The sequence below is a fragment of the Legionella sp. W05-934-2 genome, assembly GCF_964199965.1.
Taxonomy (GTDB): domain Bacteria; phylum Pseudomonadota; class Gammaproteobacteria; order Legionellales; family Legionellaceae; genus JAFIFT01.
On sequence record NZ_CAXMZT010000008.1, the window covers coordinates 168,626 to 194,879 of the forward strand.

Genomic DNA, 26,254 nt, shown 5'->3' on the forward strand with positions numbered 1-26,254 from the left:
TGGCTAATGCCATTATTCACTGCGTAATGACACTACTGGATCTAATTGGGCGGCACGTTTTGCCGGATAATAGCCAAAAAAGACACCCGTTGCTACTGAGATGATAAATCCTGCTAGCACAGGGATTAAGCTTATGAAAAATGGCCAACGGCTGAAATAGGCGATGATCCAGGTGACAACAATGCCCAACATCACCCCTAATGCCCCTCCTAGAAAAGACAGTGTCATCGATTCAACCAAAAAAAGTCGCTGAATATCTCGCTGCTTGGCACCGATGGCTTTGCGAATACCAATTTCCTTTTTGCGCTCGGTCACCGATACCAGCATCACATTCATGACCCCAATGCCACCGACTAATAAAGATATGCTACCGATAACCGCAAGCAGTAATGTAAATGTCCGCCCCTGGCTTTCCATGCTATCAATGATTTGCTGGGCACTTCGTAAGAAGATATTTTTGTTGGGCTCAATCAAATGAATATATTGGCGTACTTGATTGGTGATTTCTTCAATCGATTGATTGGGAAGTAACGTGACCACTGCATTATTCACTTGCGCGTTTTTATTCAACAAACTCATGCCGGCAATTGGCACAATAATGGCTCGATTCACATCTTCGTTGAAAAAGCCACTTTGTTGCCATTTCTTCGCCACCCCGATAATCGTATAAATAACCTGTCCCACCTGTATGGTTTGCCCGATGGGCTCTTTTCCATCAATTTGCTTTAATTCCTTAGCCAACCCCTGGCCCACCACCGCAAAGTGTTCATACTGATGAACAAAGGAAATAAACCGACCCTCATTAAGCCTAATATGAATGGTCTCTGCCAACGATTCATCTGCCCCGATAATAGCCCCTTGGACAGTTTTGCCATGGTAACTCATTTGTTGGTAGGTGGTGATATACGGCGCGATGCGTTTGATTGCGGGCACGGATCCCGGCAACTTTCGCCAATTATCTAAGGATATATCCGTCGAATGAGTCCCTTTTCCATGGGTGGTGGAATACACGCCAATGGCCAATAAATCTGTTCCTAATTTTTTAAACTGCGCTAAGGCTTTTTCAGTGGCTAACTGGCCACAACTAATCAATGCAACCACCGCAGCCGTTCCCACCAGCACACCTAATAACGCTAAAAATGCGCGTAGTTTGGCAGCCATAATATTCAATAAGGCTTGCTGGAGGTGCTGCCGCATCTTCATCCATGACCTCCTGGGCTAATACAGCCATCGCTAATGCGGATGATACGCTGGCACTGCTGTGCGACACTGGGATCATGGGTAATGATGACGACGGTGCATCCCTGACCATTGAGCTGATGAAATAATTGCATCACCTCAGCGCTTGTTTTCGAATCCAAAGCGCCCGTAGGTTCATCCGCTAAAATAATAGAAGGCTTATTGACTAAGGCGCGCGCTATGGCCACTCGTTGCTGCTGACCACCGGATAACTGACTAGGGCGATGATGGGCATATTGGTACATATCCACATTGGTCAAGGCATCTTTCACACGAGCTCGTTGTTCAGCAAGAGGGACCTGCGCATAGACCAATGGCAATGCAACATTTTCTTCCGCCGTTAGCCGGGGCAACAAATTAAATTGCTGGAAGACAAAACCAATCTGCTGATTGCGAAGGCTTGCACAAGCATCATCGGTAAGATGAGACACGTCAGTGCCTTGTAATTGATAAACACCGGAGGTTGGTCTATCGAGTAGACCGATAATATTCATTAATGTTGATTTACCAGAACCGGATGCACCAATAATCGCAACCATCTCACCGGGTTGAATCAACAAATCAATGCCTTTTAATACATCGATGGTCTGCGATCCCAGATGATATTGTTTTATCAATTGGTGCAAGTGAATGACCGGTTCAACCATTTCCATTTAAAACCACCTGTTCACCATCTTTTAATCCTGACACCACGACCACTTTATCTTGTTGAGCACTGCCAGTTTGAATGGGACGCTCCACGTGTTTACCCTTTTCAATCACCGTTACCATCGCCTGGCCTTGCTTTTGGTGAATCGCTTGTATTGGTACGGCTAGCGCTTCACTTTGATCAATCGAAATATCAATCATCGCACTCATCCCAACGCGAATACGAAGCATTTGCTCAGGCGTTAACTGTTTCACTTCAATGGTTGCAGCAAAGCTCGGCAACCCACTATTACTATTGACCGCCTGTCCATTCACTGCGACAACCTTTCCTTCAAGCATTTCTTTACCGAGTGCCACACCTGTTACGGTGGCTTTCATTCCCCGATGGATTTGGTCAATATCCACTTCAGGCACATCAATCGACACCCGGATACCTGACAAATCACCGATCAAAGCAACGACTTGACCCGATTTAACCGCAGCACCCACGCTTAAAACCTGATCTTTATCACTGCTTTTGGGTGGATAAAGCACCAAACCATCGGCCGGTGCTTTGAGGGTGATACGTTGATGGTTCACCGCCAAGGCGCGTCGGACTTTATCAAATTCAGCTAGGTTTAGTTTACTGAGTGATTCCGTTTGCTCACTGTCCATTTTTTTCAATAAAGCGGTTAAGCGGTTGCGAGACTGTTCCAAGTTAACCTGCTGGGTATCTAGATTTGATTTTTCACTCAAATACGCATTTTTTGACACCAAGCCCGACTGCCATAAATCGTCTGTGCCACTGAACTTTGCCTTGGCAATTAAGAAATTATCTTTCGCCTTCAAATACTCCGTCAAAACATCGTTGTATTGTTTTTGTAATTCTGCCGAATGTAAAACCCAAACTTTCTCGCCTTTCTTAACTGTTTCACCAAATGGGTGGACAACGGTTTCAACCACGGCATCAACAGGGCTTATCAGGCTCGTCTGGGCGATAGGTTCTATAATCCCATTAAAATGCAAGGTCTTATGCATACTGCTTTTCTTAACCGTATAAGTGCTGTCTTTTTGTTGGTTTGGCTTCGATGGACTTTTTGAGCAAGCGCTCATACCCATCAGAACCACTACTAAAAGAACGTTCAATGCGCTTTTCATTGCCCATACCTCAAATTGATATGCCAAGTTTGCAACGTTGTCCCCAGTACTTTGTCCAATTCGGATAACTGGTTTAAATAGTTTATTTTGGCATTGATTAAACTGTTTTGCGCATTAATCAGCTGATTCTGCGTGTTATTGACATCTAACGACGTTGCAATCCCGGCGGATTGCCTTTTTATCTGTAATTGATAAGCTTGGCGTGCCAATTTCACTTGCTTTTCGGCCAGTTGATAGCGCTTTGCCTGGCTTTTAATATTATTAATTAAGGTTGTAACTTGGCTGATTAATGCTCTCTTACTCGCTAATAATTGCGTTCTATCTTGTTCTAATTTAACCTTCGCATTGATTAACTTACTTTTTAAACTAACATCGCCCAGGGGAATCGTTAGATTAATTCGCGCAGACTCTGACACGTTACGACCATCATATATTCCTTTGATTCCCCTACCAATTTGGTCAACATTGGTGACAGTCCCTGTTTGTACATTAGCGGATAAATCGAGTTTCCAAAGCTGTTGATTCTTCGCCACCTCATAGGCACGTTCATCCGCTTTGACTACCAGTTTTTGAGCTTGATAAGCAACATTGTGTGCCAAAGCGTAATCAATCGTGCCTTGCAACTCAGGAGTTTCAATAGGGTGAATCGAAACATCATCGGGAACACTTATCCTAACCAGTGGGTTTAATCCGAGATTTTGCAGTAATGTTTGACTGGCATTTTCGAATTGGTTAATGGCCTGCTCAACAGCTAGCCTCAAGGACTCCACTTGATAGGACTGTTGAATATTGGCCGTTCTTTCTAATTGACCAGCACGGATTTTCTTTTCATTAATTTCATATTGCTTTTTTGCTTCTTCAAGTTGTCGTTTCTGGGTTATCAGGTTATTTCCACTCAAAATCAAACTTCGATAGTTGCTAATCACCGCTGTAATTTGATCAGCCACCGATTGGTTAAGGTTAAGCTTATTTAAATATTCTTGGTCTCTTGCATCTAACAAACTCGCTTCATTGATCTTGCCAAATCCACGCAATAAAGGTTGAGTAAAAGAAAAATTGAGCGTGGGATGATAATTATCATACGTATTGCCGGTGTTATCCATTTTTAAAGAAACTTTGCCGCCTAATTTACTTTGCCAGTCAATTTCAGGACTGGCTAATGCTGAATAGGTTTTTTGACTACCAACGCCTTCATAACGATCATTATTGGCATTGGCGGAGGCACTCAAGGCATATTGCAATTCAAATTGGTTTTCTGCTAAGCGCAGTCGGTATCGTTGTATGATACGGTCCAAAGCTTTGTTTTGAATATTCGGATTATATCGAAGGGCAATTAATATCGCATCATCCAAACTTAAGCGCTGAATATTTTTGCCAACATCATCGGACGCCAATGGCAATTCAATCCAGTGTGTCAGCATGTATTCCGGGTTATCAATTGCCTCAACTAACCGTTGCTCCGCCGATGAGGGATTTTTCGAAATGACCAATTCCGAGGCATGCAGGCAAGCGCTGGCAAGGATCCCTGCCGCGAAAACAATCCATGGAGCTATTAAAAGGTGCATACCCCGCCACAAAAATGAACAAAAACAAACCATATTGTAACCCATATCTTCTGGTAAGGGAATGTATATTGCTATCGTAATATGAAAGACTAATCATGAAAAAACAATCGACTTCTCGTGAACGTTTGCGTTTCCGTCTGCGTTACCGAAATCTTAACTCTACCATTTTCAATGATCACCGGCCTATGTTACAATTTGTTTTTTTTTAAGTCATGTGCGCGCTGTGTCCGATATCCAACAACGATTCATATTTGAAGACGCCCCCATTCGAGGTGAGTTAATTCATATCCAAGATTGTTATCAAACAATCATCAATCAACGCCCATACCCACCCATGGTCAAGCATCTGCTCGGCGAAGCCATAGTCGCCTGTCTATTAGTTGCTAGCAGCATCAAATTTAAAGGTCGTTTAACCTTACAATTTCAAGGGGATGAGCGTTTGCCCTTAATTATTGTGCAGGCCAATGACCAGCTGCAAGTACGCGCGCATGCTCGATTTGCACCGAACATCAAAAATAAATATTATGCTGAAGCGTTTCTGAATGGAAAGATGGCTTTTACTTTCCAACAAGATAATAAGACTCAGGCCTACCAATCTTTGGTACCTATCCATTCAACAGCCATGAGCGAAAACCTCGTCTATTACTTTCAGCAATCTGAGCAAATTCCAACGCACGTATGGCTTGCCGTGCGCGATGATGTTGCCTGCGGCATGCTCATCCAAGCCATGCCTGATAATAAAAATCAAATCGATCAAGCGAGCTGGGATTACGCGTTGGCAATGGCTCGAACCTTAACAGACGAAGAATTGCTTCAACTCAATAATACCACCATTCTCCATCGACTTTATCACGAAACAACACTCCGCCTGTTTGAACCTCGTAGACCTGAATTTGCCTGTCAATGCAGTGAAGATAAAATGAAAGCTGTCTTAAAAATGCTTGGCAAAGAAGAAATTGACCAATTAATCAATGAGCGTGGCAAAGTTGAGATTCAATGCGATTTTTGCAATAAAAATTATCAATTTGACGCGATTGATGTCACATTGTTATTTCGGGATGATTAGAAAACATCCCTCGATTCAATCGCTATTATTACTAATCTGAAAACCATTTAAAATCAATACGATATATTTGTCTTCGCCGCGTTATTAACCAACCATCCTCACATTATCCTTGCAAATTCCAATTAGGGTAATCGCTTTGGCATCAAAACAGATTTCTGGATAGCTAGGGTTTAAAGCCACCAATTTGATTTGCGGATTGGCTGGACTGGTATTATCCATGACATACCGACGAAATAGCGTTTGATTTGTTTTGTTGATTTTAAACAACACATAATTACCATCATAAATAGACTGATCCAATTGAATGATGGCAAGATCATTTTTTCGGAAAATATCTGCCATCGAATCATCTTTCATTCTAACGACGATATAGTCACTTTTTTCATCGACAAATTGATAGGGGACACAGATATTTTCAATATCAATATTGGTGTGAAATGCATCTAAATCTTTTAAGGAAAACCTCCTTTCATTGGATACTTCTAAACTATCGCTAACACCCAATAAAAATGTGGCGGGTATATTGAGTGAATCAGCGAGGGCAATAATGCTTTCGAGTGTTGGTAATCGACGGCCTTTTTCCCAATTTGTGATTAATTGTCGAGACATCCCGATTCGTTTTGCTAGATCCGTTGACGTCATTTGTTGTCTTTCGCGCGCTGCGCGAATTCGCTCACCGACTATTTCTGAAATATTCATTAAAAACCCCTTGACATTGATTATCCTAAAAGGATACATTATCCCCGAAGGATACTTTAAGTGAAATTAAGTATACAGGATTTATCCAATATTTCAAAGGAAGAACTAAAAATGTTATCTAGTCCATCCCAGAAGAACGGTTCATTAAGTGAAAATACCCCTTCACTATCATGCCTATCGCCGTTTTCAATCGGTCAGTCGAACAGACGAGTGATTGAAAAAGAAGCCGTGATATTCAACCATCTTAGCGGATTTAGTCAGCAGATTTTAGGCCCAACACTTGCTGAATCGTTGCATTGGCAGCCATTGTTGGCGATTAAAACGAAATACCTTTTTTCCAAGGAATTACATCAACACTGGCTACAACTATGCCAGCAAGTCGAATGGCGGTTTTACCAAATACCTCGCAAAGCACTTTCAATAAGCGACAGAATTCTTATTTCATGTATGCGTGCACTCGCATCATGGGATATGAATGTCTCAACGTTGGTGGTCAATGCAAGCTTAGCGTGTCTTGAGCCCAACGTGAGAACAATATTTCTTCAGTGTCTCAATGAATTATCTGTTCGTGCATCGATTGTCATCATAGCAACCACAACAGGTGATGAACAGAGCGCTGTCGGAATACATTCCACTAAACTATGTCATTAATAATAGGAGTAATTATGAAGTCCAAACCTTGCAGCGATCGAATTTTAGGTTATAAAAAAGCGCGTGAAATTAATCTCGATTCGCTCGATAAAGTCAGCGGTGGCTCCCAAACGGGAACAACGTATTTCACTACCAAACAAACCTTTGATATGAAAGGAAATTGGGATGTTGGTGGAGATATAAATTGGGATTAATTTAAGCAACTCAACGATACGATGAGTTGCCAAAAAATTAATTTAAATTAACCATAAGGAAAAACAATGCAAGAACAACCAAGAGTATTAGGTTATCTTAATGCTAAAGAAATAACCAACGAAGCACTGAGTCAGATTTCGGGAGGATTGAATAAAATGACCGTTACCCCTACGCAAAGAATAACAGGGGTCATTTCTTCACCCGATATTGAATTTGATCAGAATTGGGATTAACTCGTTTAGCAACATGACTATCCCTTCCTCCACGGAGGGATAGTCCTATCAAAGGATGATAACCATGAGTATTTTAATAATCACTGAACCCGATGACATCCATGCTGTCTTAATCAGCTTGGCATTGGAAAAAAAAGGCCATGACAGCCACTTATTATTTACAGCAGATATGCCCAGTAGGCAAAAAAATTCGATTTACTTTAACAATGAACAAAGTACTTGGCGTACCAGCATTGGACAAACAGAAGATATTATATGGGATGATAAGACGATTCAATCGGTATGGTGGAGAAGGCCAAGAAAGCCTGCCATTCCTTCAACGATACATCCAGAGGATAAAGCATTTATCGAACGGGAAAATGCCATCTACCATCTTTCAATTCCTTATATGATTAACCCGGATGCTTGGTGGGTCAATCCCATTGCGTCGACGTATAAAACCCGCTCAAAGATAACTCAGTTAAAAATAGCCCAACAATGCGGATTTAAATTACCCGAGACGCTGGTCTCCAATTCCCCGGAACACATCAAGCAATTTATCACTCAAACCATTTATGCAACCACGATTTATAAACCCTTTGCCCCACATTATTGGCATGAGCCGGAAGGGATTCGGTTGCTCTATACTGATAAAATCTCACTGCCAGACTTGCCTTCGGATGCGATGTTGCAAATGTCACCCGGCATCTACCAACGATATGTCGAAAAAAAATTTGAGTTGCGGGTCACTTGCTTTGGCTCTCACATCAGCGCGGTGAAAATTGACTCACAAAGCCATGCACTTGGCATCACCGATTGGCGGAAAATCCCGGGGCATGAATTATCAATCCAACCATTTGAGCTCCCCCCAGCGATTATCCATAAAATAATACGCTTTATGAAAAAAGCAGGCGTCGTATTCGGGTGTTTTGATTTCATCGTGACGCCTGAACACGATATCGTCTTTTTGGAGCTAAATGAGCAAGGGCAATTTTTATGGGTAGAAGAACTTCTGCCTGAATTATGCTATATGGACATGTTCGCTGAGTTTATCATAAACCAACGCTTTGACTTTAAATGGCAGCCAACAAAACAGACTCTTTCGACCCTGAATTTTGATAAAAAAGCCGAAGAAATTGTCGCAAATAACATCAAAAACCATGTTTATTTAAATCAAATAAAAAGAGTAGCTTAACCATGAAACGATTCGGAATTTTATTAGCCAGTTTCCTATTAATAATGGGTAAATTATGGGCTATCCCAGAAAATTATGATATTTATGGGGTGGATGAGAAAACCAAGCAATTAATTAGCGCTGCATGCTCAGATTTAATGTCTGAGCATTTGGCCTATATGTCAAAACTATTTACTTCGCCAACAAACCCCAGTGAGAGCGAGTTGCGCTATAAAGAAATCATCGAACTTAAAATTCTCGATAAAGCGAAACAATTTGGCCACTTTTCCCATGCCAAATTATCCAGCGTTCACTATCCTACGGATAAAAAAATTTATGTCACGTTGGATTTAGTGAATGAAACCGATAAATACCGTATTCCCAAACAGATAAAAACAAGGGCTCATGCTGACTATCCCCATAAAAAGGAAGTCAATGAACTCTTTGCTATTTGGTATGCCTACCAAGATAGGCAATATGATCTAATCCGCAAAAACCAAATGGATTTTGGTAAACTGACTTGTCCGGTAACGCACTGTATTTGGGGATTTAATGATAAAGAATTAAAGGAGACGCTGCCCAAAATCAAACAGGCTGTGGCCAAACACAAAGCCGACTTAATTGAGATAATCAAACATAGCACCCATGATCAGAAACGTGCCGATGCCGTTTTTATTCTGGCGCATGATGATAATTATATCGAGCTGGCATCGTTTCTTATCAACTATACTGACGATTCGAGTGAAATGGTTAGAAATAATGTCATGCGCGTATTAGGTGCTATTGCTTTTAAACATGAACTGAAACAGCTTGATATTCAACGAATATTAGACGCGCTAAATTACCCCTATGTTTCCGACAGAAATAAAGCCGCTTATGTTTTGCTGGGTATTGCTAAGCACAATCCAGCCACCCATTCAGTCATTATCCATCAAGCAGGGGACACCTTACTGCAACTATTAAAATTACAACAACCGAATAATCATGACTTTGCTTATCATATTTTAAAAGAAATCAGTAAAAAATCTTACGGTGAGCGTGATTATCTTAGCTGGAAAAATTGGCTACGCACTCAGCGTTCTTTATCTGCTATTTCATAAACACCGAGCTGTGATTCATGGATAAGGCAAGTCCTCTATTTAGACCTGAAGCGGTTCACCACCAGGTGAACCGTCATTTAGGAACAGCACGAATTAATGTCCCGATGAGTTATCGTATTGCTGCATGGGGAACATTGTTCATTCTCATCATGCTATGTATTTTTGTATGCTTTGCACAAATGTCTGAAAAAACGATCGTCCGCGGCTATTTAGATTCAAAATTTGGCATCATAACGGTTGAGTCAAAGCACCCCGGATTAGTGATGCGTGTTGCTGTTAAAGAAGGCGATGTCGTTCATAAAGACGAACTTCTATTTGTACTCACCAATCCGATGACCGAACAAACCAATCAACAGATTAAAAATCTAGAACAACGCATTGATAACTTAAAACGGGAATGCCTGCTAAAGAAGATGCATCTTCAAGCGTTGGAAAAGTTAGTCAAACAACATTTTGTCGCCACATCGACAATCATTGAATCAGAAACCGCGTTGCTTGAAGTCAACAATCAACTCAAGCAAGCCGAATTTGAGTTGCTTAACTTCAATGAAAATCAACATCAACTCATCACCGCTCCCATTGATGGCATCATCACCAATATTTTTTATCACCCAGGACAAAGCATTCAACCATCGAAACCATTGGTGCAAATAATCCCCAGATCGGTAGATTTGATTGCCAGATTATATATTCCCGCAAGGGAAATTGGTTTTGTTAAACCGGGCCAAACAATCCTATTAGCCTATGATGCTTATCCTTACCAGCGATTTGGCTTCTATCAAGCAACTATCAAAGAAATCAATCAAACCATTCTAACAGATACTCAAGAAGACAAGCCCATTAAGATTGGGGAACCTTATTATAAAATCATGGCCGAACTTAACATCCCCTATGTCAATGTCTCTGGGGAGAAAGCCAGTTTGAGTCATGGAATGACGCTCAACGCCACCTTAAGCGGGGAAAAAAGAAAAATTTGGCAGTGGATAGCAGCCCCCCTCCATCACCTATAACTACCTCTTTCATTTTCCCTTCTCCCCAGACATGGGGAGAAGGTGCCCGAAGGGCGGATGAGGGGTTTTTGAATCGAAGGGACTATTTTGATTTGAAGTATGAGGGGTTGTTGATTGGATGTGTCGCACATTATTAGGAAGCCGTAACATGACAACGTTAGCAAGAAGCCTTTTTACCATGAACAAACAGAAACTGCCGGTCATTAAGCAAGTGCAGTTTGCTGAATGCGGCCATGCTTGCGTCGCGATGATTAGCAATTATCATGGACATCAAATTGATTTATTATCCTTAAGGGCCATACAGTCTCCTTCGATGAACGGCACAACCATGCTCGACATCGCCCAGCTGTTAGTAAAATTAGGCTTTTCGACAAGGGCTATTCAGGTGAATGTCGATGAACTTAAACTAGTCCAATGCCCCGCGATTTTGCACTGGAACATGAACCATTTTGTTGTGCTGAAATCAGTTCACCAACACCATATCATCATTCATGACCCTGCCGTGGGTGAGCGAAAAGTATCTTGGCAAGAATTTTCAACAGCCTTTACAGGCATCGCACTTGAAATCGACAAAGCTGATGAGTTTTCTACTATACATGCTCAAAAAAAGCTAAAGTTGATTGACTTGTATAAAGGAATTCATGGGCTAAAAAATAGTCTATTGGTATTACTCATGCTATCGCTAGCCATCGAAGTTTTCACCTTAACCAATCCTTTGTTTATCCAATATATGACCGACAATGTTGCTCAAATGAATGGCATTAATAACTTAGTTGCCGTGGTGGCAGGGTTTATTATTTTAACCCTTTCCCATCTGCTAACCGAGTTTAGTCGCAGCCATTTTGTGGTGTATTTAACCAATCGAATGAATGAGTATTTTTCTTCCGGTGTCATGCACCATTTATTGAAAATTCCCTTCACCTATTTTGAGCGTCGACACAAAGGCGATATTTTATCGAGATTTCATGCTATCAATGAGATCCAAAGCAAATTAACAACCGAATCTATCAATACGTGTCTCGACGGCTTAGTGATCATTTTTTCCTTAATGATCATGATGATTTACAGCTTCAAACTAACGCTGATTGTTATGGTTGCATTGGCGCTGTATATCGCTCTTCGAATAATCGCTTTCAAACACCACAAAACACAAACGGAGCGCTCGATCGTTGAGCATGCCAATGTGCATTCAAAATTTTTAGAAATCATTCAAAACATAATGGCTATAAAGCTTTATGCCAAAGAACACACCCTGTTTCAAAGTTGGAAAAATTATTGGATAGAAGCGATGAATGCAGATATTAAAATCTCGCGGGTTAATATTTTATACAACACTGCCAACCTGTTTATTTTTAATATGGAACACTTGCTAGTCATGACCGTGGGCGCAATCATGGTCATCCATCATCAGTTTTCCGTTGGTATGTTGATGGCCTATCTGGCTTATCGCCAAAATCTGGTTAATAAATCCTCTTCCTTAATTCAAAAAATTGCCGATTTTCAATTGCTTTCGGTGCAACTGGAGCGAGTTGCTGATATTTTAATGCAACCCATTGAAGAGGACGCTGCTTCTCGTTTCATGGATAAGCCCATCTTGGGTGATTTAAAACTGCAGCATGTAAGCTATCGTTACCATCAAAACGAAACCCGGCTATTAAACGATATTTCCCTTCATATAAAGCCCGGTGAAAAGGTTGTTCTCACTGGTCCCTCTGGGGTAGGAAAAACAACGTTGTTAAAAATCATGTTGGGTCTAATGCCCCCTTGTCAGGGTGACATATATTTAGATGATATCCCGCTTAAACACGTTGGCATTTCAAAATACCGTAGTTTATGCGCAAGCGTGATGCAAGATGACACGCTCATTAGTGGGTCCATATTAGATAATATTACCTTCCTAGCAGCTAAAATCGACATTGAAAAAGTATATCAGGTAGCAAAGATAGCTCAAATTCATGACAATATTATCAAAATGCCAATGGGTTATGAAACGCTCATTGGTGATATGGGAAGCACCCTTTCTGGGGGGCAAAAACAAAGAATATTGATTGCGCGGGCCTTATATAAAGACCCTAAAATTCTTTTTCTCGATGAAGCGACCAGCCATCTCGATGTCGAAACTGAAATAAAGATCAATCACGCTTTAAAACAATTAAACATGACTCAAATTAGTATCGCTCATCGTCAAGAGTCCATTAAGATGGCAGATAGGATCATTGAAATAACGCATTGACGGCCTAGCTAAGCTTTATGAGAAAACGACCTTTCCTCCTCTTTTACCTGTTTGCATGGTAAGCGCTGTTGGATTTCTTTGAATGCACTTTGAGCAAGAAGGCTACATTCTTCTTTTCCTTTTTCAGGAGATAAGGCCTTCGTATTGGTCAACCACAAATCGGCGCAATTAGATGTGTTTGCCACATAGGAGAAAAATCCTGGGCCAACTTTCGTAGACTCTAATTGCCGAATGAATTCTGGTGTTCGGTTCCCTCTGTCCCCTTTTGTGTCCCGATTAATTCTCTGTTGTACCATATCGAAATACATGGAAGGGGCGACGTAAATGTTAAATTTATTGATCTCTTTGACCATTTGTGCAATTTTCAGAGCATATATTCCTTCAATGATGAAGATATCCGTTCCCGTCGGATCGACTAATACTGTTCCAATTGACTGCTGGGTTTTGAAGCTATATTGAGGTTGCGAAATAGTCTTACCACCAGCCAAATCTTTCAGATCATCGCGTAATTTCCCAAGTTGCAATGAATCGGGGGCATCAAAATTTGTTATTTTGGAATATTCTTCGACGGATAGCTTATCGGGTCGTTCCTTGTAATAATTATCCATCGACAGCGCTTTCACCACAAAGCCGCTTCCTTCCAATAAGATACCTAATTGTTCCGTTATCTCCGATTTGCCTATCCCTGAACCACCACCAATAAAAATAAATAACATGGTTACCTGCATTCAATTAAATTCAGCTGCGCATAATACCAGAATGTCTACAATTGGGTCAATGTATGCTTTTTGCATCCATGCTCAGCCATCAACATAGTCGGATGGGTGCCAGTGATTATTCGATGTATACAGGACTTCAAAATAACATCCCTCAATTTCCCCTCTCCCCGGAAACAGGGAGAGGGTGCCGGAAGTGCTTAGGAAAACCCCAAGGTCGAGGCAAAAAAATATTTTTAACGGATTGGACATTGTGTTTGGCAGGCGAACGCATGTTATACTAATGCATACTCACCTTGATAACCCAAAGGTTATGGACAAATCCATCCTAATTATTAACACCGGCGGCACCATTAGTAGTATACAAACCGAAACGGGGTATCAACCTCAACCTGGCTATGTGGCTCAAGCATTATCGAATATGTCCTCTTTGCGCCATGAATCCATGCCTCGTTTTGATATTTATGAATACAGTCCATTGCTTGACTCCTCGAATATGACCGTCAATGAATGGAATAAAATTGGCGAAGATATTGCGAACAACTATGATAAATATGACGGCTTTGTCGTCCTACATGGCACCGATACCATGGCCTACACCGCTTCAGCTTTGTCATTTATGCTTGAAAATCTATCAAAACCGGTCATTATTACCGGATCGCAAATACCATTATCAGAAGTTCGCAATGATGCGCGAGATAATATATTGACCTCGCTCTATCTATGTGCCCATCACCCAATACCGGAAGTATGCATCTATTTTAATCAGCGGCTGCTCCGAGGGAACCGTGCTCAGAAAATGAGCGCCCAACGTTTTGATGCCTTTGACTCACCCAATTATCCGCACCTTGCTAATATCGGCATTGATGTGCTTATTAAACAATCCATGATTTTGCCCGAAAGAAAAAATGCATTTCACTTGACCACCATTAAGCCCCATTTTATCGCTAATTTTCGGATATTCCCTGGCTTTAGCACCCAAGTACTCGAATATTTATTGCAACAACCCATTGAAGGCCTCATATTAGAAACGTATGGTGCAGGCAATGCGCAAAATAACAATAAACAATTTTTACAGAGTCTAAAAAAGGCGTGTGATAAGGGCATTATTATCATTAATTGCACCCAATGCCCTGCGGGCTATGTCGCGATGGATCAATATGCGACTGGTCATGGACTAAAACAAGCCGGTTTAGTTTCTGGCCATGATATGACACCCGAAGCTGCACATTGTAAGCTATTATATCTACTAAGCCTTTCATTGGATAAGCAAGCAATCAAACGTGCCATTGAAAAGAATTTGGTGGGAGAGTTGACGCTTCACTAACATACCTAGAAAATATGCGAGGTGTTTTCATGGGACACAATAAAATGTGGATAACTTTTACATAAATTTATTTTTAGCATATTGACTTTTTTTAACTATTTGAAAATTAAGCTTTTTTTAGAAATCAAGTCTTTTTGTAATACCCGTGCTTGTGGATAACTTTGTGTATAGAAATTTCTGTAGTTAAAACAACATAGTTACATTGTATAACAGATCGACAGGCAAAATTTGGGCCAACGTATGAAATAGCGTTATTAATTTGGGAGTAGTATGTTAAAAAATATCGAAACATTATGGCTAACTGAACTCAATTTAATTCAATTCAATGATGTTAAAATGTTATTAAACATTTGTGAAAAGTATGATGGCGGTGGTCCAATAATATACCCAAATTCATTAGTCCAAACCCGCTTACCAGCGATGAACGGTTTGATCTACTACCAGCATCGGCTTATTGCCTTTGTCAGTACCTATTTTTTTTATAAAACGGCCTGCGAATGCAGCTTATTTGTTTCGCCGGAGTATCGTAAGCGAGGGATTGCCAAAATTTTATTGCAACCGTTGATTTCCCTCTTAAAATCCCAAAACATGGAATCGATTTACTTTAGTGCGAGCCAATCTTTTTCAGTAGAAAATTATCCTCAGTTGCACTTTCATTCATGCGAATATCGTCTCACCCGACCAATAGATAAATCAATTAAAAAATCAACTGCTCGTCTTCATTTCCGCACGGCGGCCTTTGATGATATCGAATCATTATGCAACCTCGATCATGCTTGCTTTCATAATTATGATATCGATACCATGGCACTTCGTTTTCAAGAATTAATTCAAAGCCCCTACTACCATGTGCTGATAGGCGAAAAAGAGGGTAAATTAATTGCAAAAGCCCATATCCAATGGCAACAAGACCAGGCTATCTTTTCAGACATTGCTGTATTCCCAGAATATCAACGCCATGGGTATGGGAGTGAAATTGTTCATGCTTGTCTCATTGAAAGTCAACATCGCGCCTTTAAGCAAGCGATGTTAGAAGTCGAGTCCAATAATGAAAATGCCCTTAAACTATACCTAAAGCATGGGTTTAAGGTCGAGAAAGCAACGAATTTTTGGGCACTGAATATTTGAGTTGCCGAAGGGAGTATCCTTCGGCGATAACCTTATTTTGGTTGAGGCGTGTTATTTCCTAAGATCATATCCTTTACCATGCTGAAACCGCCCCTGAATAACTCTTGGGCATGATCACTGATAAAAGCATAGATACTACTATAGCCTTGAGCCGTATATAATTTATAATCCAACGCCCCTTCAAAATGTTTCGCGTCAATATCATCCAAAAGCTTCATAAAGTCTCGCGGCAGGTCGGTCCTGTCTGACTCCCCACCGAGCAGTCCTTTGACTTTTAAATCGCTATCCTTCCAGTATTTAAGATCTTCTTTCTTAACGAAGGGGGCTAATGCTTTAAACATTGCTCGAACTTGTTCATCATTAAAGAGATCCCGCCAGGGAACACCTGAATCATTTAATAATGCCAGATCGTTTTTAAGTTGGCTTAATGCATTCCGATAGTTAGTCAATAATTCCTGGCGCTGATAATCCAGCCGGGCACACCAACCAGCCAGCGCAAAGCCAATGGTTGTCAGGTAGGACGTATTCGAAAAACTCCAAGCAAAAAAAGTCGCCAAGGCAACACTGCCTAATTTACGATCGTGTGCTTTTAACACATCAAGATGGTGCTGAAATTGCGCTAAACTTTGTTTGTGATAGGTTAAAAATGGCTCCTCATTCACTTTGAATGTTGCCATCGGGCGTGCTGATAAACCCACGGGTGCTTGACTCGTTGACCAAAAAAAAGAAAATGATGGAAAATAGGATGATAACGACATGAAAAACTCCTTTTAATGTGCCGGAATAAAGAAAGGGCCAATCAGTGTGTCGCCAATTGACCCAGTGGAATGACACATAGCAAGTCCAACCTCGCAACAGCCATGGTAATCATAGTGCTCGATGATGTCAATTACTTTTCACTTATTTTTGCTCAAATTGAGAATATTAAAGATACATCCCGCTTAAATCTATCAAAGCAAATCAAAATAACAATTATCTTTTACATAAACGTTTGCGTTAGCGTGCGCGTTAGCGAATAGAACTCTTCTATACAACCACGACATTGAGTGTTGACTAATTAGAATTAATTGAAATTTATAACTGGAATCTAGCACTTTCGGTAACGCAGACGCTAACGCAGACGTTCACGAACAAATCTTAATGCTTTACGCAAATCTTAGAATTTCAGGCATATACCCAGGATTTACCCTAGTTCTATCTTTTATTTCACACCCTATTACGCTATGATGCCCATTTTTTGGAGAAATGCCGATGCTTTTTGGGCAAGATGTTTTACAATTTCGCCGCATGTTTTATTCCGCGTGGGCTAAGTTTCTCAATAAGCAGCCCTTAGAGCCTGTTGAAGAACAACTGGTTCTGGTTATTCAAGACCACCCCGAATACCAATCAATTTTTGACAATGAAAAAGCGCTCGAAGCCAATTACCTACCTGAGTTAGGGGATAGCAACCCCTTTTTACACATGGCGCTTCATCTTTCGTTACGCGAACAAGTGGTCACTAATCGTCCCGATGGCATTCAAGCAATTTTTGCTAAATTGTGCGAACGAATGAAACCCATTGACGCTGAGCACATGATGATCGATGTTCTTGCTGAAAGTTTATGGATGGCACAAAAACATCAATCACTGCCCGATGAAACAGAGTATTTAGCCAATTTAACCAATTTAGTTTAATAAAATCAGCTGCTAAAAGGTTGCGAACACAACCTGGTTCAGTCTATATTAGTATGTGAATTGACAATTCAGTCAATGCAACAACCCATTCAATTTAGGGAGAAAGGGATGAAAAAAATAATCGCCGTTATTGCAGTGATGGTAGGAGTTTCTTTCCTAGCCTATGCAAAAATGAACCAAAAAAGCGCCACCCAAGAAGCAGAAAATGCCATTAATGCCAATGCCCAACAAATCGCTATGAGCCAAGATAGCGCTAACGCTGGCCAAGACAGTAATTCGGGTGCTGCTACAATGACGAATTCCAACACACCTGCAGCAAATGGCAACCCACCTGCTGATGCAAACACCAATGCACAACCATCCAACGAAGGCACCAATTCTAATCAAGGCAACGATGCCGGTGATAGCGATGCTAATAACAATGCGAATGGTAATAGTGACAGCAGTAGCGACGATGATAGCACGGATTCCGATGACGACGATATGTCATCCGGTTCTGGTGATGAAGGCGACAATGAACCAAATGCTCAAGCAAGCTAACTGCTAAATTCTATTTTCAATGAGGGTCTGTTGATACGTTATTTCACAGCCGCATACTTAGTCAGTATGCCATCACTAGCTTTGGATTTTCGCATAACCCATTAACAGGCTCCTTCAATCCAAGAAACTTCTCGCTAATTAAACTTCCCACACTTGAGGCCGATTATTATCCTCTTCCGGATAAGCCTCGCTATTCACATCCCCCCGTGGGTCAATTTCTGCCATAACTGGCGTTGTTTGCATGGTGGATTGGAAGGTTTCTTCAGGCTTGGGCCTGGCAATCGTGACTTTTCGGTAGACAAAAACTGGGATCATCAATAAACACACAACCGACATATAAATAAATAATCCATTGGGTCCCATTGTTTGCATGAAAAGAGGGGCAATAAACGGTCCAAGCATTGCGCCAATACTATAGGATAATAATAAACTCTGGGTTCCAGCGACAATGTCTTCCTGGGCTAACGAATCACAAGCATGGCTGATACTAATTGGGTAGATGGTAAATGTCAGCCCACCAAAGAGCATCATGCAAGTAAAGAGAAGCCAGCTTATTTGAATATGCAAGTTGATAGCAACACAGATGAATATGGTTGCAATGGCAATGCCAATTAATACTAAACGTCTTTCAACTAAATCCGATATTTTCCCAACTGGATATTGCAATAACATCCCGCCAATGATGATGGCAAACATATATTTCGCAACGTCATGTTTGGCAAACGATAACTCATTCAGATAGGTTGGCATCAACGCGTAAATCGCAGATAAAATCAGACCCGAACTAAAGCAACCAATTAACCCAGAACTCGCTTGTTTAATCAGTTCGCGAAAACTCAGGGTGGAGGGCGCTTCGATTTGTGGCGTGCGCACATAAGACATCGCCAATGGAATGATAGACAAGGATGTCAACATCGAAACAATCGCATAGATAAAGAGATCTTGCGTATTACCCAAATTGAGGAAAAACTGTCCGAAAGCTTGTGCTAAATAAAAACAAACCATATAGAATGACAAAACCTGCCCACGATTAACAGGCGTGCTTTTGCACAGCAGCCAGCTCTCAATCACCACATAAATGCCGGCCGTTGCAAAACCATAGACAAAGCGTAAAGCCAACCAAAACGAAAAACTATAGTACATGCCATGCAATAGGGTAATCACAGCAATGCTAGCGGAAAATGTAGAATAGGCACGAATATGGCCCACGCGAGTAATGAATCGCTCAATGTGAAAGGAGCCTATTACCAAACCAGCATACATCACACCTGTCATGGCACCGATATACAAAGCAGGCTCACCATTTAAGGTCATGTTATAGGCAAGTAAGGTTGAAAAAAAACCATTGCCTAAAACAAAGATAAATAAGCTAATCAAAGGAACTAACGTTTCTAGCAGAACGGAAAACATATGCTTTAGGGCCCAGGTCTAAACAGGTGTTAATTTTATCATGAAACATGATATGATATGAACCAGGTTATGTCCAGTTAAATATGCACAATAAGTGTCATTTTTACCCATAAAGGTAATTTGTTATCATGCGCCGACCCTTAGCTGAATTAATCATTGATGCCATCGATACCTCCCTACGAACCCTTCTTCCCCCAGAAAAGAGGCACACCACCCGTCCCAACCCTGCGGAGAAAATTGCTGAATCGGAACTGAATCAAGATGAAAAAAAGCATGTTGCGGGTTTAATGCGAGTCAATCATGCTGGCGAGGTTTGTGCTCAAGCCTTATACCAAGGACAAGCGCTAACGGCCAAACTCGAAAATACACGAGAACAAATGCAAGCGGCCGCAGCGGAAGAAATAGACCACTTAAGTTGGTGTGAAGACCGCCTTACCGAGCTCGGATATTCACCTAGCATACTAAACCCATTTTGGTATATCGGCTCCTTTGCCCTTGGTGCGCTAGCGGGAATAGCCGGCGATAAATATAGTCTTGGCTTTCTAGAAGAAACAGAAAAGCAAGTGACCGCCCATTTACAAAGCCATTTGGATAAGTTGCCGCATCAGGATCACAAATCGCAGGCCATTTTAGCGCAAATGAAAATTGACGAAGAACAACATGCCGATATGGCATACCAAGCCGGTGCCACATCCTTACCCGCACCTATCCAACACCTGATGAAATACGTCTCTAAGCTGTTAACTAAAAGTAGCTATTATCTTTAACCTATACCCGTGATTTCAATTTTATCAGCGTTATGTTACATTGTACCCAAGCTATTTCTCAGGCCATTATCTATTTTTAGGCCGTTCCTTTAAAGCCATTTCGACAACAGGGGCAGGCAATTGTTACGCAATCGCTTCTATTTTGCCAACAAAGAAAATGTTGGCCGATTTATTAATTTATGGGACGTCCTCATCCTGTTGTTAGTCTTTGCCATTTTATTTTTTCTAGGATGGGCTGGCAAACAAATGGCAAGCCCTTATCACCTCGGGGGACAGCCACCAATTTCATTGGCAGCTGCTAATTTACCTTTTTATGCCGTCCGTACTGTTTTACGCATGTTCATTGCCCTAGGCATATCCCTCATTTTCACACTGCTCATTGGTACGATGGCTGCCAAAAGTCGCCGCGCTGAACAAGTGATCATTCCTAGCATTGATATCTTGCAATCCGTACCCGTATTGAGCTTTCTATCCATTACCGTGGCGGGATTTATCCGTTTGTTTCCAGGCAGCATGTTAGGCCCAGAATGTGCTTGTATTTTTGCAACGTTTACAGCCCAAGTTTGGAATATTACCTTTGGCTTTTATCAATCATTGAAAACTGTTCCCCATGATCTGAAAGAAGCGGCCGCCATGTACCAACTTTCTGCCTGGCAACGCTTTTGGAAGCTCGAAGTGCCCTTCTCAATGACAAGTCTCATCTGGAATATGATGATGTCGATGTCAGCAAGTTGGTTCTTTGTCGTATTATCTGAAGCGATATCCGTCGCTCATCAAGAAATTCGCTTACCAGGCGTGGGTTCTTATATTGCCGTGGCTATTGAACAACACAATCTTCATGCCATTGGCAATGCGATTGTCACCATGATAATTGTCATTTTTCTTTATGACCAAATTTTATTTCGACCCTTAATTGCCTGGTCTGAGAAATTTAAATTTGACCAATCCGCCGACGAAGAGGAATATGAATCTTGGTTGGTCAATATGGTGCGCCGGTCACGATTTATCCATCGCATTGGTAATGTGACAAGCACCATTCGAGATCGGTTTATCAACCAGAATCGATTAGGTCGATTATCATCAAAATCTGGCCCTAAGCCTTTAGAATATCAACCCGGCAAAAATCGATGGATTTTTAATGCTATTTTGTTGCTAGCCATCATTACCGGGACTTATGCGTTGCTTAATTATATTTTAAGTGAATTAAAAGTCAGTGAAGTGATGCATGTTTTTTTCCTAGGGGCCATGACTGGAACTCGCGTGATCATCTTAATCATCATTAGCTCGATTATCTGGATACCCGTTGGTGTTTGGGTGGGTATGCGTCCGAGAGTTGCCCAACGGGTGCAACCGTTAATTCAATTAGCCGCCGCCTTTCCTGCCAATTTATTCTACCCTTTGTTTGTCATTGCCATTTCTCATTACAAACTCAATGTCGAAATTTGGGTGACGCCGCTTATGATCTTAGGCACTCAATGGTACATTTTATTTAATGTTATTGCTGGCGCTGCCAGCATTCCTAGAGAACTCGCTTTGGCAATGAGTAACTTTAATGTCTCGGGTTGGCAGTGGTGGAAGAAATTTGCCATCCCTGGTATTTTTCCTTTTTTCATCACCGGGGCAATTACCGCCGCAGGAGGTGCTTGGAACGCCAGTATTGTTGCGGAGTGGGTTAGCTGGGGCTCAACCACCTTAAAAGCAACCGGGCTTGGTGCTTATATTCAAGAAAGCACTCTAGCGGGTGATTTTCCTAAAATAGCCTTAGGCACCGCCATGATGTGTGCCTATGTTTTAGCATTCAACCACATCCTTTGGCGGCCTTTGTATCGGTTAGCTGAAAAGCGGTTTAATATTAGTTGAGGGTAGCCATGTCACAAGCGATAATTCAATTAGAAAACTGCCGCAAATCATTTAAAAAATCGGCCCATCAGGAATTATTAGTCCTAGAAGATGTGAACTTCACCTTACACGAAGGTGAAATTGTTGCCCTGCTTGGCAAATCGGGGTCGGGAAAATCGACCTTGTTACGAATCATTGCGGGTCTTATTCCCCCCACCTCTGGAAAAGTGACCTACCGAAATAAATCCGTTAAGAAACCCGTTCCTGGCATTGCCATGGTTTTTCAATCATTCGCCCTCATGCCATGGCTCACCGTATTACAAAATGTGGAACTTGGGTTAGAAGCGCAAGGGGTTCTTCGTGAGGAAAGGCGGAAAAGGGCCATTGAGGCAATCGATATCATTGGTTTAGATGGATTTGAATCGGCTTATCCAAAAGAACTCTCAGGCGGAATGCGTCAACGGGTGGGATTTGCCAGAGCATTGGTGATTAACCCGGATGTGTTATTGATGGATGAACCTTTTTCAGCATTGGACGTTCTTACCGCTGAAAACTTAAAATCCGACTTACTTGAGCTGTGGCAAAACAAACAAACCAACACCAATGGCATCTTACTTGTCACCCATAACATTGAAGAAGCGGCCTCATTGGCTGATCGAATTATTATATTTGGCTCCGATCCTGGCTATATTCGTGCTGAACTTAAAGTTGATTTACCACAGCCGCGTGATGTTGAATCGGTGGCATTTCGCAATGTGGTGGATAAAATCTACACCTTAATGACAACCGGCCCGAAAGAAAAAGCCAAACGCGCTATTCGCGAACACCAAATCAGCCTAGGTTATCGTCTACCCGATGTGGATCCTTCTGAATTAAGCGGGTTAATTGAAACTATGACCTTTTATGAAGGGCGCATCGATTTACCCGAGCTCGCCGAAGACGTGTCCATGAATATCGATGATCTCTTCCCCATCATTGAAACGTTAGAAATTTTAGGGTTTGCCAAAGTAGCTGAAGGGGATATTCAATTAAGTGAATTAGGAGCCGAGTTTTCAAATGCCGACTTACAGTCACGAAAACGATTATTTGCCCGACGGCTGTTAGAAAAGGTACCCCTTGCCCGTTACATTCGCCGGGTGTTAGATGAAAAACCCAGCCACCGCGTTTCCGAAGAGCGGTTTTTAACCAAGCTCGAAGATTATCTCAGTGAAAAAGAAGCCGACCGCGTGTTACACACCATGATCGATTGGGGTCGCTATGCCGAAATTTTCGCCTATGATTTTAATTCCGGCATGTTGAGTTTGGAAAACCCGGGTATTGAAGAGGGCTGACGAGCCTAAATATCAACGAGGGCCTCTATTTAATTCAGATTTAGTTTCTTCAACGGCAGGCATAGACGTTGATTCAGCTTTTTTGAACATTTTATGCTCTGAAGCTGATTTTGATACCACCGACACCAATGCTTTAGCAACATCCTTGACAAAATTCATGATTGATTGCCATTTTGATAAATCGTTTTCTAAGAAAGGACGTGCCTTTTCGATTGCATTCTTGTAGTTCTGAGTAAAAATCTCATTCGCTTTAGCAGCGGGCATAGCTCCGTTTAAATTCGATTCAAAGGTATTTCGAGCAGTTCGTAATTCACTAAGCAACGTGTTGGCAGCAGCTAGTGCTTCCTTATTTTGATGCTTGTTGTCCCCACCTATTTTTTGGCCAAGCAAATTAAGGGCACTATCAACTTTTTCTAGCGTATTGCTAACTCTTTGTTCACGTCGTTGCTCCATCAATTTTGCACTTTGTTCTATTCCTTTGTGGGCCTTATCCCTTGCTTCTAAAACTTTCTGGCTTGATTTCATCAGCTTTTCTGCTTCATTGGACACTTTATTGGCTTCTTTCATCAGCTCTTCCATGGTTTCTTTTGGCAATTCAAGACTACTGACCTTTCCAAGCGGATTAAATTCCTCAGTCCACTCAATATTGAATTTCTCGATCGCTTCTATAGCAGCTTGATGCTGCTGCTGGCTTCCCGCTTCGCGTGCAGGCTTGAGTGAGTCACTCAATGTTTGAATGGTTTTTCTCACTTCTTCAATTTGTTTTAGATTACCTTGGATATCTTTCGTTAATCCTTGTGCTAACTGTTGAATATTGTGAATTTGGACGTCATAATCATGTTTATCTGTTTCATCCAATTTATTAATGACGCCAAGTGGGTGATTTTGGTCTTCTATTGCTTTACTCAGCCGATCTAAAGTGTCCAGTGCATTATTATGATCTTCGATTGTTTTTGGGTCGCCTGCATCCTTCAAAAGTTGTCTTAATCCTCTAATATGCTTGTCTGCAGCCATGAGCGATTCGTTTGAACTAGGCATCATCGTCTCCAATTTATTTTCTAACACCTACATTATAGACTATGAACACAGACGTGCCGCGACTTGTTCGCGGCATCCAGGGGTTTTGGCCTTTATTTTGATGAGGTGTCCAGACTGGCATCTCTGGATACCGCGAACAAGTCGCGGTACGTCGGTGTTAGCGCTAAGTTCGATGTATTTTAAATAAAATATCGATTATTTCTTCAAAAAAAATGCCGGGCATTAAACCCGGCATTAAGCGATTCACTCAATCCGTTTTCTAAACATTATCCTTTGGGGGATTTTGGTTCGAAAGCGGATTCTGAATCTTTGACCGTCTTCCACGAAGCAGCCTCTGATTTTTCAAACAGGCTATGTTTTAATACTTGTTCTCTCGTGGCTGTGGGGAGAATTAAAGAAGCCGTTTTTACGATGACATTAGAAACTGTCTTGATAAAATTCATGATTGACTGCCATATGGTAAAATCGCTTTCTAAGGCGGGGCGTGCTTTTTCGACGGCTTCGGTATAGGCTTTCTTGAATTTTGCATTTGCTTCCTCAAGAGGCACATACGCTTTATTTTTAGAATAATCTAAATCGTTTTTATATTGCTCTGTCGCTTGCTTTAACTCAGAAATAAGCGCAAAACCAGCAGAGGCTGCCGTTTCATTTCTTAGGGAATTAAGCTTACCCCCAATATCCTGCTCAAGTTTAGAAACGGCATCTTCAATTTTTTTAACCGATTGGGATAGTAATTCTTGCTTTTGTTGTTTGTTTTTTTCACTTCTTTCACGATTTTCTTTTTGACGCTGAATCCTCGCATCCCGATTTTGTTTGTCCTTTTCTTGTTGTTTCGTAATTCTTTCAATTTCTTCGGGCGCTTTTGTTTTAGCTTTAATAGCAGCCTGATACTTGCCTTCTAACTCATTCGCCTTATCATAGTGTTCCCTTACCGTCGTTTTCAGACCGCTCACTTCTTCGTTGGGGAATTTACAAAGCTTGGCAAAATCATCCATAACTTTCAGGTAAGCATCTTTTGTCTCTTTGGCATATATTAGAGCAATATCAGGGTTGCCATTATGGAAGGATTTTTCGGCGTTGTTTAATAAGCCGACTAATTGCCCATTGAGCTCCGTTAGAACCTGCGCTGCCTTTTTATTGTCTTTCTCGACTGTATCAGTTGGTTTAGTTGTTGCCTTGGGTTTTGCCATTGTACTCTCCTAAGCTTAAATATTGTTCATATTATAGAACATAAACATTAAGACTATATTAAGATCATTATAACCATCAGTTAAACATCTGTGCACCGAACAAAAAATAATTAGATTCAACGACGATTCCCGTATTCCGGCCTTCGGCCTTCATACGGGCTACTTTTTTATCGTAGCCCGCATGGAGCGAAGCGCTGAGTGATCCTGATATATTTTTGTTCAGTAAGAAAAATTGGCAAAACCAAAGAGAACCCCCTCGCCCGCGCTAGAATTTAAACCAGGGGTAAAATCTTGCTCGCGGGAGAGGGTTGGGGCTAAGTAATCCACACAATTTTTGAACAAATAAATTCGGGATAATTTTGTGC

Annotated in this window: 26 protein-coding genes; 16 read left to right on the forward strand and 10 right to left on the reverse strand. The window is 41.4% G+C overall.

All coding sequences use genetic code 11. From position 1 onward, the window contains the following. Nucleotides 1-12: 12 nt before the first annotated feature. From AB3348_RS10645 to AB3348_RS10660, 4 genes are read right to left on the reverse strand one after another with little or no spacing between them, the layout of a single operon-like run. The gene (locus tag AB3348_RS10645; protein WP_367607597.1) at nucleotides 13-1,203 is read right to left on the reverse strand and encodes an ABC transporter permease; all 1,191 of its coding nucleotides are present in this window, start codon (nucleotides 1,201-1,203) and stop codon (nucleotides 13-15) included. After that, nucleotides 1,200-1,892, reverse strand: a complete 693-nt coding sequence (locus AB3348_RS10650) for an ABC transporter ATP-binding protein (protein WP_367607598.1) — start codon at nucleotides 1,890-1,892, stop codon at nucleotides 1,200-1,202. The genes AB3348_RS10645 and AB3348_RS10650 overlap by 4 nt, the downstream gene beginning before the upstream one ends. Continuing rightward, nucleotides 1,879-3,024: an efflux RND transporter periplasmic adaptor subunit gene (locus tag AB3348_RS10655; protein WP_367607599.1), complete on the reverse strand. Its 1,146-nt coding sequence runs from the start codon at nucleotides 3,022-3,024 to the stop codon at nucleotides 1,879-1,881. Before AB3348_RS10655 ends, AB3348_RS10650 begins: the two co-directional genes overlap by 14 nt. Continuing rightward, nucleotides 3,021-4,589 carry a TolC family protein gene (locus AB3348_RS10660; protein WP_367607600.1) on the reverse strand — a complete coding sequence of 523 codons (1,569 nt, stop codon included), beginning with the start codon at nucleotides 4,587-4,589 and terminating at the stop codon, nucleotides 3,021-3,023. Before AB3348_RS10660 ends, AB3348_RS10655 begins: the two co-directional genes overlap by 4 nt. 223 nt (nucleotides 4,590-4,812) lie before the next feature. On the opposite strand from AB3348_RS10660, the gene hslO reads away from it, so the two are divergent. Further along, nucleotides 4,813-5,655 (forward strand): Hsp33 family molecular chaperone HslO, encoded by an 843-nt coding sequence (gene hslO / locus AB3348_RS10665; protein WP_367607601.1) that lies wholly within the window; start codon nucleotides 4,813-4,815, stop codon nucleotides 5,653-5,655. Nucleotides 5,656-5,739: 84 nt separating this feature from the next. Here the strand turns inward: hslO and AB3348_RS10670 are convergent, their stop codons facing one another. Then, nucleotides 5,740-6,354: a helix-turn-helix domain-containing protein gene (locus AB3348_RS10670; protein WP_367607602.1), complete on the reverse strand. Its 615-nt coding sequence runs from the start codon at nucleotides 6,352-6,354 to the stop codon at nucleotides 5,740-5,742. A 60-nt stretch (nucleotides 6,355-6,414) separates the two neighbouring features. On the opposite strand from AB3348_RS10670, the gene AB3348_RS10675 reads away from it, so the two are divergent. The 7 genes from AB3348_RS10675 (at nucleotide 6,415) to AB3348_RS10705 (ending at nucleotide 12,929) form a co-directional block, all read left to right on the forward strand. Continuing rightward, nucleotides 6,415-7,005 carry a hypothetical protein gene (locus AB3348_RS10675; RefSeq protein WP_367607603.1) on the forward strand — a complete coding sequence of 197 codons (591 nt, stop codon included), beginning with the start codon at nucleotides 6,415-6,417 and terminating at the stop codon, nucleotides 7,003-7,005. A gap of 14 nt (nucleotides 7,006-7,019) precedes the next feature. Next, nucleotides 7,020-7,199: a hypothetical protein gene (locus AB3348_RS10680; protein WP_367607604.1), complete on the forward strand. Its 180-nt coding sequence runs from the start codon at nucleotides 7,020-7,022 to the stop codon at nucleotides 7,197-7,199. Between the two features lie 66 nt (nucleotides 7,200-7,265). Then, a complete protein-coding gene (locus AB3348_RS10685; RefSeq protein WP_367607605.1) occupies nucleotides 7,266-7,433 on the forward strand; it encodes a bacteriocin in 168 nt (55 codons plus the stop codon). A 64-nt stretch (nucleotides 7,434-7,497) separates the two neighbouring features. After that, complete coding sequence (locus tag AB3348_RS10690) at nucleotides 7,498-8,607, forward strand: hypothetical protein (RefSeq protein ID WP_367607606.1); 1,110 nt, start codon at nucleotides 7,498-7,500, stop codon at nucleotides 8,605-8,607. A 2-nt stretch (nucleotides 8,608-8,609) separates the two neighbouring features. Then, on the forward strand, nucleotides 8,610-9,686 hold the full coding sequence (locus tag AB3348_RS10695) for a HEAT repeat domain-containing protein (RefSeq protein ID WP_367607607.1): 1,077 nt from the start codon (nucleotides 8,610-8,612) through the stop codon (nucleotides 9,684-9,686). A 17-nt stretch (nucleotides 9,687-9,703) separates the two neighbouring features. After that, a complete protein-coding gene (locus AB3348_RS10700) occupies nucleotides 9,704-10,696 on the forward strand; it encodes an HlyD family secretion protein (protein ID WP_367607608.1) in 993 nt (330 codons plus the stop codon). Nucleotides 10,697-10,844: 148 nt separating this feature from the next. Continuing rightward, nucleotides 10,845-12,929 (forward strand): peptidase domain-containing ABC transporter, encoded by a 2,085-nt coding sequence (locus tag AB3348_RS10705; protein WP_367607609.1) that lies wholly within the window; start codon nucleotides 10,845-10,847, stop codon nucleotides 12,927-12,929. An 8-nt stretch (nucleotides 12,930-12,937) separates the two neighbouring features. Here AB3348_RS10705 and AB3348_RS10710 read toward each other — a convergent pair whose 3' ends face one another. Further along, nucleotides 12,938-13,645: a uridine kinase gene (locus AB3348_RS10710; protein WP_367607610.1), complete on the reverse strand. Its 708-nt coding sequence runs from the start codon at nucleotides 13,643-13,645 to the stop codon at nucleotides 12,938-12,940. Between the two features lie 65 nt (nucleotides 13,646-13,710). Here AB3348_RS10710 and AB3348_RS10715 point away from each other — a divergent pair, with 65 nt between their 5' ends. The 3 genes from AB3348_RS10715 (at nucleotide 13,711) to AB3348_RS10725 (ending at nucleotide 16,100) form a co-directional block, all read left to right on the forward strand. Beyond that, nucleotides 13,711-13,929: a hypothetical protein gene (locus tag AB3348_RS10715; protein ID WP_367607611.1), complete on the forward strand. Its 219-nt coding sequence runs from the start codon at nucleotides 13,711-13,713 to the stop codon at nucleotides 13,927-13,929. 29 nt (nucleotides 13,930-13,958) lie between these two features. Beyond that, complete coding sequence (gene ansA, locus AB3348_RS10720) at nucleotides 13,959-14,972, forward strand: asparaginase (RefSeq protein ID WP_367607612.1); 1,014 nt, start codon at nucleotides 13,959-13,961, stop codon at nucleotides 14,970-14,972. 270 nt (nucleotides 14,973-15,242) lie between these two features. Continuing rightward, nucleotides 15,243-16,100: a GNAT family N-acetyltransferase gene (locus tag AB3348_RS10725; RefSeq protein WP_367607613.1), complete on the forward strand. Its 858-nt coding sequence runs from the start codon at nucleotides 15,243-15,245 to the stop codon at nucleotides 16,098-16,100. 32 nt (nucleotides 16,101-16,132) lie between these two features. Here the strand turns inward: AB3348_RS10725 and AB3348_RS10730 are convergent, their stop codons facing one another. Continuing rightward, the gene (locus AB3348_RS10730) at nucleotides 16,133-16,858 is read right to left on the reverse strand and encodes a hypothetical protein (RefSeq protein ID WP_367607614.1); all 726 of its coding nucleotides are present in this window, start codon (nucleotides 16,856-16,858) and stop codon (nucleotides 16,133-16,135) included. Nucleotides 16,859-17,351: 493 nt separating this feature from the next. Between AB3348_RS10730 and AB3348_RS10735 the strand changes: the two genes are divergently transcribed. Together AB3348_RS10735 and AB3348_RS10740 are read left to right on the forward strand one after the other, a co-directional pair. Continuing rightward, on the forward strand, nucleotides 17,352-17,774 hold the full coding sequence (locus AB3348_RS10735) for a DUF1841 family protein (RefSeq protein WP_367607615.1): 423 nt from the start codon (nucleotides 17,352-17,354) through the stop codon (nucleotides 17,772-17,774). Nucleotides 17,775-17,882: 108 nt separating this feature from the next. Beyond that, on the forward strand, nucleotides 17,883-18,314 hold the full coding sequence (locus tag AB3348_RS10740; protein ID WP_367607616.1) for a hypothetical protein: 432 nt from the start codon (nucleotides 17,883-17,885) through the stop codon (nucleotides 18,312-18,314). A 138-nt stretch (nucleotides 18,315-18,452) separates the two neighbouring features. Here AB3348_RS10740 and AB3348_RS10745 read toward each other — a convergent pair whose 3' ends face one another. After that, entirely contained in the window at nucleotides 18,453-19,724 is a 1,272-nt protein-coding gene (locus AB3348_RS10745; RefSeq protein WP_367607617.1) for an MFS transporter, read from the reverse strand. 128 nt (nucleotides 19,725-19,852) lie between these two features. On the opposite strand from AB3348_RS10745, the gene coq7 reads away from it, so the two are divergent. From coq7 to AB3348_RS10760, 3 genes are all read left to right on the forward strand, one after another. Next, nucleotides 19,853-20,491 carry a 2-polyprenyl-3-methyl-6-methoxy-1,4-benzoquinone monooxygenase gene (gene coq7 / locus AB3348_RS10750; RefSeq protein ID WP_367607618.1) on the forward strand — a complete coding sequence of 213 codons (639 nt, stop codon included), beginning with the start codon at nucleotides 19,853-19,855 and terminating at the stop codon, nucleotides 20,489-20,491. Nucleotides 20,492-20,611: 120 nt separating this feature from the next. Continuing rightward, the gene (locus AB3348_RS10755; RefSeq protein ID WP_367607619.1) at nucleotides 20,612-22,351 is read left to right on the forward strand and encodes an ABC transporter permease; all 1,740 of its coding nucleotides are present in this window, start codon (nucleotides 20,612-20,614) and stop codon (nucleotides 22,349-22,351) included. Between the two features lie 8 nt (nucleotides 22,352-22,359). Continuing rightward, nucleotides 22,360-23,661 (forward strand): AAA-associated domain-containing protein, encoded by a 1,302-nt coding sequence (locus AB3348_RS10760; protein ID WP_367607620.1) that lies wholly within the window; start codon nucleotides 22,360-22,362, stop codon nucleotides 23,659-23,661. Nucleotides 23,662-23,673: 12 nt separating this feature from the next. Here AB3348_RS10760 and AB3348_RS10765 read toward each other — a convergent pair whose 3' ends face one another. Together AB3348_RS10765 and AB3348_RS10770 are read right to left on the reverse strand one after the other, a co-directional pair. Then, the gene (locus AB3348_RS10765; protein ID WP_367607621.1) at nucleotides 23,674-24,702 is read right to left on the reverse strand and encodes a hypothetical protein; all 1,029 of its coding nucleotides are present in this window, start codon (nucleotides 24,700-24,702) and stop codon (nucleotides 23,674-23,676) included. 263 nt (nucleotides 24,703-24,965) lie between these two features. Continuing rightward, nucleotides 24,966-25,889, reverse strand: coding sequence for a hypothetical protein (locus AB3348_RS10770; RefSeq protein ID WP_367607622.1), 924 nt, complete (start codon nucleotides 25,887-25,889; stop codon nucleotides 24,966-24,968). Nucleotides 25,890-26,254: the final 365 nt, after the last annotated feature.